Here is a 9,882-nt window from a genome sequence, read left to right as displayed (position 1 = left end):
CGCAACGGCAGTCGTCCTCATGTCCGCCCGACGGCTGCGCGAGAGCATCGACCGGGCCATACTGGCGGCGGCCGACGGTCGACTGCCCACATCCGGCGACGTGACGCTGCTCAACCGGTCGGCAGCGGCGGCCCCCGGACCCGCCCTCCAACTCGTCATCACCGACGACCGCCTGGAGCCCGCCGGCCCCGCGCCCCTCGCCGCCGACCCCGCCCTCGCCCTGGCGCTCATCGCCCAGGATGCCGTCGCCCTGCTGCTGTCCGCCGAGATCCGGCGCGTACGCGTCTGTGAAGCCGACCGCTGCGCTCTGCGTTTCCTGGACCGCTCCCCGGCCCGCAACCGCCGATGGTGCTCCATGACCCGGTGCGGGAACCGCACCAAGGTCCGCCTCCATCAGGCGCGTACACGACACAGCGGTCGGATCACGGAAAGCTGACGGGAGGAATGCTCGGCTCACTCGGGCGACCTCACCCGGAAGGCCGGGCCCGGACACTCTGGAGTTTTCCACTGGCCTCGAGTACCGCCTGCACCTCGCCGCAGGGGCCGCCAGCGATGCGCCCGCCACGGTGAGCATGCACGGGGCCGCCGTCTCGGAGACCGCGGGACCGACGCCCGCGAGCCGGGTCAGCAAGGGTCGAAGGACTCGCGCCCCACGGCTTCTGTCGGCTCAACCCGTGCGAGGACGGACGGGGCTTCGCTCTTCGACTCGTCACCCGAGCGGCCGCCGAGTGCGGCGCTCACGCACCGGAACCGGGAAGAGCACGGACCCTTGCGCGCCCCGATTCGGGTGTTCCCCGTCGTGATCCACCGACCTCGCGGTGGCGGGCCGGACTCCCGCAGCACGGCAAGGCCCGCGTCGAGCGAGGCGGTCGTCGGATCCGGGGCGATGCCGGCGAACCGGCGCGGCTGCAATCCGGCATCCCGCGGTCTCGCAATCAAGCGTTCCGCGGCACCGGTCCCGGCGAGGAACACGTCCGTCGCCGGCAGCGGGCGGCGCATGCCCAGCCGGGCGTCGACCGGGCGTTGACCGCACCTCCTGCATGGCGAGCCAACAGCCAGCGCGGAGTGGGGAATGGGGACGCTTCGGGACTCCGATCGTCGGTGGGGTCATCGGTGCCGCGACAGGCCGTCTTCGCGGACGGTGCAGGACTACCTCCCATGCGCGCAATCGGAAGTCACGCGCGCAGGGTCGGGGGGCTCATCTGAGTTTACTTTCACATACTCAGCTAGTAGCGTCATGGCCAGCACATCGACCCGGCTGCCACGGGAGAACCCGATACGCACCCGCCCGACAAGGGCACCACCATGGGAGTAAGTCCTGAGGCCCACGAGTTCGCGGAGTTCCTGGCGAGCGTGAGCGCGAAGTCGTCGACGCCCGGCCTCGACCTGGCTGTCATCCGCGACATCGTCGACTCGAACCACAAGGCGTCGAGCGAGCCGGAAGGCGTCACCTACGCCGAGGTCGACGCGGACGGCGTCCCCGCCCTGTGGGCCATCCCCGAGGGCGCCGACCCCGACCGGGCGCTGCTCCACTTCCACTTCGGCGGATCGGTCACCGCCTCCATGCACTCCGACCGCAAGGCCGCGGGCCACATCGCGAAGGCGGCCGGCGCCCGCTCCCTCGTCGTGGACTTCCGCCTGGCACCCGAACACCCCTACCCGGCCCAGCTCGACGACGCCGAGACGGCCTACCGCTGGCTGCTCTCCCAGGGCTACGAGCCGCGGGACATCGGCAGCACCGGCCACTCGATCGGCGGCACCCTCGCTGTCATGCTGCCGCTGCGCCTGCTCGCGAAGGGCGAGGCGACGCCCGGCGCGATCGTCAGCGTCTCACCGTGGACCGACCTCACCATCCAGAATCCGTCGGTGGACGAGAACGAGGACAACGACAAGATGCTCAGCCGGAACACCCTGGAGCTCTTCCGGGGAGCCTGGCTGCAGGACCCCGCAGTCGACTTCGCCGACCCGCAGATCAGCCTCGTGAACGCCGACCTGACCGGCCTGCCGCCCACGATCGTCTTCTACGGCGAGTACGAGACCCTCGCCGACGACGGCGCCCAGCTCGGACACCGGCTCGCGGACTTCAAGGTCACCTCCGAGGTCCACCCGGTGCCCGAAGGCCAGCACTCCTTCGTTCTGGGCTCGGGACGCGTACCCGAGGTGGACCGGGCCATCGGACAGATGGGCCAGTGGCTGCGCAAGCACCTCGGCTCCTGAGCAGAAGCCGCACCTGACGGCGGGGCCGCATACGGTACCTGTGTCCGACAGACGCTGTTCCGCACGCGGCCCCACCACCGTCCCTCGATGCCACAAAGGAGTGCGCGATGGGAACGTACGAGGATGTCTTCCGCTCCAGTACCGAGGACCCGGAGCGTTTCTGGCTGAAGGCGGCGGAGGGCATCGACTGGGATGTCACTCCGCAACAGGCCCTGGACTCCTCGGGCGCGCCCTTCTACCGCTGGTTTCCCGACGGACGGCTGAACGTCTGCTTCAACGCGCTCGACCGGCACGTCGAGGCCGGCCGGGGCGAACAGCCCGCGCTCATCTACGACTCCCCCGTCACCGGCACCCGCCGCACCTACACCTACCTCCAGCTGAGGAACGAGGTGGCCGCGTTCGCCGGAGCGCTCGCACAGCTCGGCGTGGGACACGGCGACCGCGTGGTGATCTACCTGCCGATGGTTCCCGAGGCCGCGATCGCGATGCTGGCCTGCGCACGGATCGGCGCGGTCCACTCGGTCGTCTTCGGCGGATTCGCCCCGCGCGAGCTCGCCCTGCGCATCGACGACGCCGCCCCCAAGGTGGTTGTCTCCGCCTCCTGCGGCATCGAGGGCAAACGGGTCATCGCCTACAAGCCCCTGCTCGACCGGGCCATCGAACTCGCCGCCCACAAGCCCGACAAGCAGGTGATCCTGCAACGCCCGCAGGAGCCCGCCACGCTGGGACCGGACGACCTCGACTGGGCCGACCTGGTCGCCGCCGCACCGGCGGCCCACTGCGTCCCCGTCGCCGCCACCGACCCCCTCTACATCCTCTACACGTCCGGAACGACCGGAAAGCCCAAGGGCGTCGTCCGCGACAGCGGCGGCTACGCGGTCGCCCTGCACTGGTCGATGGGCGCCGTCTACGACATCGGCCCGGGCGAGACGATGTTCACCGCCTCCGACGTCGGCTGGGTCGTCGGCCACTCCTACATCGTCTACGGACCCCTGCTGGCCGGCGCGACAACGGTCCTGTACGAGGGCAAGCCGGTCGGCACCCCGGACGCGGGCCAGTTCTGGCGCGTCGCCGCCGAACACCGGGCCAAGACCATGTTCACCGCGCCCACCGCCTTCCGGGCGATCAGGAAGGAGGACCCCAAGGGAACCCTCACCGCCGGCTACGACCTCTCCCACCTGCGCTACCTCTTCCTGGCCGGCGAACGCCTCGACCCGGGGACCTATCACTGGGCGAGCGACCTGCTGGGCATCCCGGTGATCGACCACTGGTGGCAGACCGAGACCGGCTGGCCCATCGTCGCCAACCCGGCCGGCATCGAAGCCGCACCAGTCAAACCCGGCTCCCCCACTCGCCCGCTGCCCGGCTGGGACGTCCGCGTCCTCGACCCCGCGGGCCGGCCGGTGCCCGCGGGCACCGACGGCGCGATCGTCGTCAAGCTCCCCCTGCCGCCCGGCGCACTGCCCACCATCTGGAACGACGACGACCGCTACATCGCCTCCTACCTCTCCGCCTACGAGGGCTACTACCTCACCGGCGACAGCGGCCACATCGACGACGACGGCTACCTCTTCGTCATGGGCCGCACCGACGACGTCATCAACGTCGCCGGACACCGGCTGTCCACCGGCAGCATGGAAGAGGCCCTGGCCGCCCACCCCGACGTCGCCGAATGCGCCGTCATCGGCGTCGCCGACCCCCTCAAGGGACAGATTCCGCGCGGCTTCGCCGTCCTGAAAGCCGGCAGCGACCGCGAACCGGGCGAGGTCGAGGCCGAACTCGTCCAGCTCGTACGCGAACGCATCGGCGCCGTCGCCTCCCTCAGGAACGTCACCGTCGTCGCCGCCCTGCCCAAGACCCGCTCCGGCAAGATCCTCCGCAAAACCATGCGCGGCATCGCCGACGGCCACGACGAACCCATCCCCTCCACCATCGACGACCCGGACGTCATCGAGACCCTGCGCCCCGTCCTCCGCCACCCCGGTCACACCACGTGAACGGCTGCCCCAGAGCCTGGGCACAGATGAGGCCCGAAACCGCCTCAACCCCAGCCAGGAGTGCGAGATGACGCAGCCGAGCAACAATCACCGTGGAGAGCCCCGCAGCCCGGATCCGCAAGATCGTTTTCTCGAATACCCCGGCAACCCTGATCGTGCCCAGGCCGCCGAGTTCCCGATGCTGCGGTGCGGATCCGGCACCGGTCTGGACAGATCTCGTCGTGCGGCTGTCGAACTGGCCCTGGCCTGCGACCTGCGCTACGCCGGCCGCGAGCAGGCGCTGTTCGGACAGCCCGAGGTCGGTACCGGCATCCTTCCCGGCGGCGGAGGAAGCGATGCGGCGCAGGGTGCGTTGAGCGGCCAGGACGGTCCACGGCCAGGAGGTCCGCCGCCGAAGCGGCGCCGACGGTGATCAACCCCAGCAGTTTGCGTGGTCTGATGCCGTGCGGATGCATGGGTGGTGCCTCCTGGGAGGGTGCGGTGGCTCGTGCTCGATCAGCTGAGTCGGGGGCGGGCCTGCACAAGGGATCCGTTGGCACTGGATACCCGGCTCACTTCATGACTGCTCCTTCCCTCACGGCCGGCCGGTGGATCGGGCCGCTTGTGGATGACAGGGGCAGCCCGGTGCCCAGGTTGGTGTGGGCGATGATCTCCGCCGTGATGGACACGGCCGTCTCCTCCGGGGTGCGGGCGCCCAGGTCCAGGCCGATGGGAGACCGCAGCCGCATCAGTCGGTCCTGAGTCAGGCCTGCCTCAGTCAGCAGGCGTAGGCGCTCCTGGTGGGTGCGCCGTGAGCCCATCGCGCCGACGTAACCGACGGGCAGGTCGAGTGCCAGACGCAGCAGGGGGATGTCGAACTTCGCATCGTGGGTGAGGACGCACATGGCCGTGCGGTCGTCCACCTCGGTGTGTTCCAGGTACCGGTGAGGCCAGTCGACGACGACCTCGTCCGCGTACGGGACCGCGGTGGCGAAGACCGGGCGGGCGTCGCACACGGTGACGCGGTAGCCGAGGAAGTGGCCGACCTGGCTGAGCGAGGCGGCGAAGTCGACGGCGCCGAAAATCAGCAGACGCGGCCGGGCGGCGTGGACATGGACGAGGACGGTCAGCGATTGCGGGCAGTCGTCCGCCTGGCCGCCGATCGCCACGCGCGCGGTGCGACCCGATCGCAACAAGGCGTGGGCCTGGTCTGCCACAGCCCGGCTGCTCGGTCCGCTGCCCGCGTTCCCGTGAACTCGGTCGTCGACGATGCTCAACATCGCGCCGACGACGTCTTCGGGACCGTCCACGACCTGCGCCACGCCGACCGGCCGACCGTCAGCGACCTCGGCGAAGGCGAACGTGAGGTGGGGATGGCGGATGGGGTCGATCCGCTGGACGAGGACGTCGAGTTCGCCGCCGCAGGTCAGCCCGACAGCGAAGGCGTCGTCGTCGGAGTACCCGAACCAGGCCCGCTGGGGGGCGCCTCCGTCGCGCAGCACCTGTCGGCACAGTTCGTACACCGCGCCTTCGACGCAGCCGCCGGAGATGCTGCCGACCGCGTTGCCGTCCTCATCGACCGCGACCGACGTACCGATGGGCAGCGGTGTACTGCCGGTGACGTCGACGACGGTGGCCAGGGCGAAGGGACGGGCTGCGCGGCACCAGCGGTGCAGTACGTCTGCGATGTTGAGCATGGACCGCCTCCGGGGCGTGCTTCTTCGTGCGGTGGGGCAGGCCGCCGCCGCACCCTTCGGGGGGTGGGGAGCGGCGGCGGCCCTGGATGGCCCGGCAGCCGGACGGGGGCCGTGTTGCCGGGCCGGCCTGGGTGGTTCTTGACGGCGCCGGAATCAGAGCAACGCGTCGGCTGTGATGGGCAGTTCGCGGATGCGGCGGCCGGTGGCGTTGAAGACGGCGTTGGCGATGGCGGCCGCCACCCCGACCTGGACGATCTCGCCGACTCCCTTCACGCCGAGGGGGTCGGCCTGCACGTCCTCGCCCTCCAGGTAGATCGCCTTGAGGTCGGGGATGTCGGCGTTGACCGGGACCAGGTAGTCGGCCAGGTTGGCGTTGACGATGCGGCCGTCACGGTGGTCGGTGACCGTGTACTCAAGGAGTGTTTGGCCGATGCCGCCGACCATGCCGCCGAGCGCCTGGCTGTCGGCGAGCTTGGGGCTGATGATGCGGCCGCAGTCGTACACGCCGAGCATCCGCCGTACCCGCACCAGGCCCAGCGCCGCGTCCACGGCGACCTCGGTGAAGACCGCGCCGTAGGAGTAGTACGAGTGCCGCTCGGGATCCTGCGGCCCGGACCACGAGCCGTCGGCTTCGAGGTGAGTGAGGTTGTTGCGGGTCAGTAGCCGTTGGTAGGTCTCGCCGCGGGCCGGGTCGCCCTGCACATGCAGCCGCCCGTTGCGCACCACGATGTCGTCGGCCTCGACGCCGTACAGCGGTGATTCCTCGTCCTCGACGGCCAGTTCGATCGCCCGTCGGCGGATCTTGTTGCAGGCGTCGAGGTTGGCGGAGCCGACGCACATCATGGTCATCGAGCCGCCGTGCGGCGGGGTCTGCGGATACAGGGAATCGCCGAGCCGGAAGTCGACCGAACGCACGGTGAGTCCGAGGGCGTCGGCGGCGACCTGGGTCTGGGAGGTGTACGTGCCCGGGCCCATGTCGCTGGCGGCGGCCTCGACGACCGCGGTGCCGTCCGCGTTCAGGCGGGCGCGGGCGTGCGCCTCCATGTTGTTGGGGTCGTACACGGCCGCGGCCATGCCCACACCGATCAGCCAGTCGCCGTCACGCCTCGCGCGAGGCTTGGGGTTGCGCCGGTGCCAGCCGAACTCCCGGGCGCCGACGGTGTAGCACTCGCGCAGCCGGCGGGTGGACCAGGGCAGGTTGTTCGACTCGTCCTCGGCCGGTTCGTTGCGCAGGCGCAGTTCGATCGGGTCGATACGGAGCCGGTGCGCGAGTTCGTCCATGGCCGACTCGATGGCGAAGGAGGCGTTCGCGAAGCCCGGACCGCGCATCCAGATCGGGGTGTTCACGTCCAGCGGCACTTTCCGGTACGCCTGGCTGACGTTGGGGGTGCTGTAGAACATCTGGCCGGCGAGCATGACGGCCTCTTCGAACGTCTCGTACGACGAGGTCTCCGCGTCCATCTCGTGGACTGTGGCCTTCAGGCGGCCCCGCTGGTCGCTGCCCAGGCTCAGCCGGTACTCGTAGGAGGGCCTGAAGCCGGTGCCGAAGTACATCTGTTTGCGGGTCAGGACCACCTTGACGGGACGTTTCATCTCGCGGGCGGCCAGTGCGGCGACGACCGTGTGGGGCCAGCAGCGCAGTCCGCTGCCGAAGGCGCCGCCGACGAACGGGTTGATGACCCGCACGGAGTGCAGCGGCACATCGAACACCGTGGAGAGCTCGGTCTGCGTGCCGACCACCCACTGCGTCTTGTCCCACACGGTCAGCTTGTCGCCGTCCCAGCGGGCGATGGTGGCGTGCGTCTCCATCGGGTTGTGGTGGTTGCGCGCCATCCGGTACGTCAGGTCCATCCGCACCGCCGCCTCGCGCAGGCCGGCCTCGGCGTCCCCGCGCGCGTACTCGGTCGGCTCGCCCGCCGTGGCCTCGGCCAGGTCCGTCGAGGGCTGCTCCGCGTCATAGCGGACCTTGACCAGACTCGCGCCGTGCTGCGCGGCCTCCAGGGTCGAGGCCACCACGACGGCGACCGGCTGACCGTGGAAGAGGACCTTGTCGTCCTGGAAGACCCGCAGCCTGCGACCGGGCAGGTTGTTCGACCCCGGATTGTCGCGGTACGGCAGTTTCGGCGCGTTGCCGTGGTGGATCACCCGCAACACGCCCGGACGGGCTTCGGCATCACGGGTGTCGACGCCGGTGATACGGCCGCGCCCGATGCTCGCGTCGACGATGACCGCGTGCACCACCCCGTCGACGTCGAACTCGGCGGCGTACCGCGCCTTGCCGGTGACCTTCAGGCGCCCGTCCACACGGGACAGCGGCGCACCCACGGCTGCCCGCGGCTGGGGGCTCACTTGGTACCTCCTACGATGCGCAGCTGACGCTCGACGGTCCGCTTGAGCAGCTCGATCTTGAACCGGTTGTGGTCGAGGGGACGTGCTCCGTCGGCGGCTCGCTCGGCGGCTGCCGCCCACAACGACTCCGAGGGACGCTCACCGAGAAGGTGCCGCTCGACGGCCGGCAGCTTCCACGGCACCGTGCCCACTCCCCCGGCGGCGACCTTCGCCTCCCGGATCACTCCGCCGCGCACATGCAGCGCCACAGCCGCCGACGTGAGGGCGAACTCGTACGACTGCCGGTCCCGAACCTTCAGGTAACCCGACTTCAGCGGACGCGGAAGTGCGGGAATCTCCACCGCTGTAATCAACTCGCCCTGCCGCACCGCCTGTTCACGGTGAGGGGTACTCCCCGGTCGCAGCAGGAAGTCGGCGAAGGGGACCTTGCGTTCCCTGTCGGGGCCCACCAGGTGCACGGTCGCCTCCAGCGCGGCGAATGCCACGGCCACATCGGACGGATGGGTGGCCACGCAGGAGTCGGAAGTGCCCAGTATTGCGTGGGTGCGGTTGACGCCATGCAGAGCGGCACAACCCGAGCCCGGTTCACGCTTGTTGCAGTCGGCGGTCACATCCCGGAAGTACGTGCACCGGGTGCGCTGCATGATGTTGCCGCCGATGGTCGCCATGTTCCGCAACTGGGCCGAGGCACTCAGTTCCAGTGCCTGCGAGACGACCGGATACAGGGTGCGCACCTTGGGGTGGGCGGCGGCCTCGGACATGGTCACCAGCGCGCCGATGCGCAGGCCGCCGCGCTCGGTGACGGTGACCTCGTCCAGCGGCAGGCCGGAGATGTCGACCAGGGTGTCGGGGTGCTCGACGGTCTCGCGCATCAGGTCGACGAGAGTGGTGCCCCCGGCGATGTAACGGCCGCCTCGGCGACCGGCGTTGAGGGCCTCACGTGTGTCGGCGGCCTTGGTGAAGGAGAAGGGATGCATCGGTCCTCACTTCCCGGCGGCGGTGTGCTCGACCGCGCGCACGATCTTGACGTAGCAGCCGCAGCGGCAGATGTTGCCGCTCATCCACTCCCGGATCTCCTCCGGCGAGTTGGTGTGGCCCTCCTGGATGCAGCCGACACCGGAGACGATCTGCCCCGGCGTGCAGTAGCCGCACTGGAAGGCGTCCTCGTCGACGAACGCCTGCTGCAGCGGGTGCAGTTGGTCGCCGTCGGCCAGGCCCTCGACGGTGGTGACCTCGGCGCCCTCCAGCCGCACCGCCAGCGTCAGACAGGAGTTGACCCGCCGCCCGTCGACCAGGACCGTGCACGCCCCGCAAGCTCCGGCGTTGCAGCCCTTCTTCGAGCCGGTCAGGTCCAAGTGCTCACGCAGCAGGTCCAACAGCGACGTGCGGTTGTCGACCGTCACGGTCCTGCGGGTGCCGTTGACCGTCAGGGAGACCCGGCTGGAGGGAGACGCCCCCGCGGCGCCCGCCTCCTCTGCGCCGGCGACAATCGTCCCGCCGATCACGCCACCCGCGACGACGGCACCGCCGACCGCGGTGCTGGTGGCGATGAACGTGCGCCGACTGGGCGCCGAGGACGACTCACTGGATCCGGGGGGAGGAGGACCTTCACGTTCAGGGAGGTCAGCAGACATGCGTATGCC

Annotated in this window: 8 protein-coding genes; 4 read left to right on the top strand and 4 right to left on the bottom strand. The window is 70.2% G+C overall.

What is annotated here, in order from left to right; translation table 11 throughout:
* From ACFVYN_RS37925 to ACFVYN_RS37910, 4 genes are all read left to right on the top strand, one after another.
* Positions 1–436, top strand: a 436-nt coding sequence (locus tag ACFVYN_RS37925; protein ID WP_390006814.1) for a CGNR zinc finger domain-containing protein, incomplete at its 5' end; no start/stop codon positions are given.
* A gap of 869 nt (positions 437–1,305) precedes the next feature.
* Entirely contained in the window at positions 1,306–2,217 is a 912-nt protein-coding gene (locus tag ACFVYN_RS37920; protein WP_390006812.1) for an alpha/beta hydrolase, read from the top strand.
* Between the two features lie 107 nt (positions 2,218–2,324).
* Positions 2,325–4,214, top strand: a complete 1,890-nt coding sequence (locus ACFVYN_RS37915; RefSeq protein WP_390006811.1) for a propionyl-CoA synthetase — start codon at positions 2,325–2,327, stop codon at positions 4,212–4,214.
* A gap of 67 nt (positions 4,215–4,281) precedes the next feature.
* A complete protein-coding gene (locus tag ACFVYN_RS37910; protein ID WP_390006809.1) occupies positions 4,282–4,626 on the top strand; it encodes a hypothetical protein in 345 nt (114 codons plus the stop codon).
* A gap of 139 nt (positions 4,627–4,765) precedes the next feature.
* On the opposite strand, the gene ACFVYN_RS37905 is transcribed toward ACFVYN_RS37910, so the two are convergent.
* The 4 genes from ACFVYN_RS37905 to ACFVYN_RS37890 form a co-directional block, all read right to left on the bottom strand.
* Complete coding sequence (locus ACFVYN_RS37905; protein ID WP_390006807.1) at positions 4,766–5,890, bottom strand: XdhC family protein; 1,125 nt, start codon at positions 5,888–5,890, stop codon at positions 4,766–4,768.
* A 153-nt stretch (positions 5,891–6,043) separates the two neighbouring features.
* Positions 6,044–8,239 carry a xanthine dehydrogenase family protein molybdopterin-binding subunit gene (locus ACFVYN_RS37900; protein ID WP_390006805.1) on the bottom strand — a complete coding sequence of 732 codons (2,196 nt, stop codon included), beginning with the start codon at positions 8,237–8,239 and terminating at the stop codon, positions 6,044–6,046.
* A complete protein-coding gene (locus tag ACFVYN_RS37895) occupies positions 8,236–9,216 on the bottom strand; it encodes an FAD binding domain-containing protein (RefSeq protein ID WP_390006804.1) in 981 nt (326 codons plus the stop codon). The genes ACFVYN_RS37900 and ACFVYN_RS37895 overlap by 4 nt, the downstream gene beginning before the upstream one ends.
* A 6-nt stretch (positions 9,217–9,222) precedes the next feature.
* Positions 9,223–9,873: a (2Fe-2S)-binding protein gene (locus ACFVYN_RS37890; RefSeq protein ID WP_390006802.1), complete on the bottom strand. Its 651-nt coding sequence runs from the start codon at positions 9,871–9,873 to the stop codon at positions 9,223–9,225.
* Between the last annotated feature and the right edge of the window lie 9 nt (positions 9,874–9,882).

Source organism: Streptomyces sp. NPDC058307, assembly GCF_042880295.1.
GTDB lineage: Bacteria > Actinomycetota > Actinomycetes > Streptomycetales > Streptomycetaceae > Streptomyces.
Note: the sequence above shows the minus strand (reverse complement) of the source record. Positions and strands in the feature narration are given on the sequence as shown.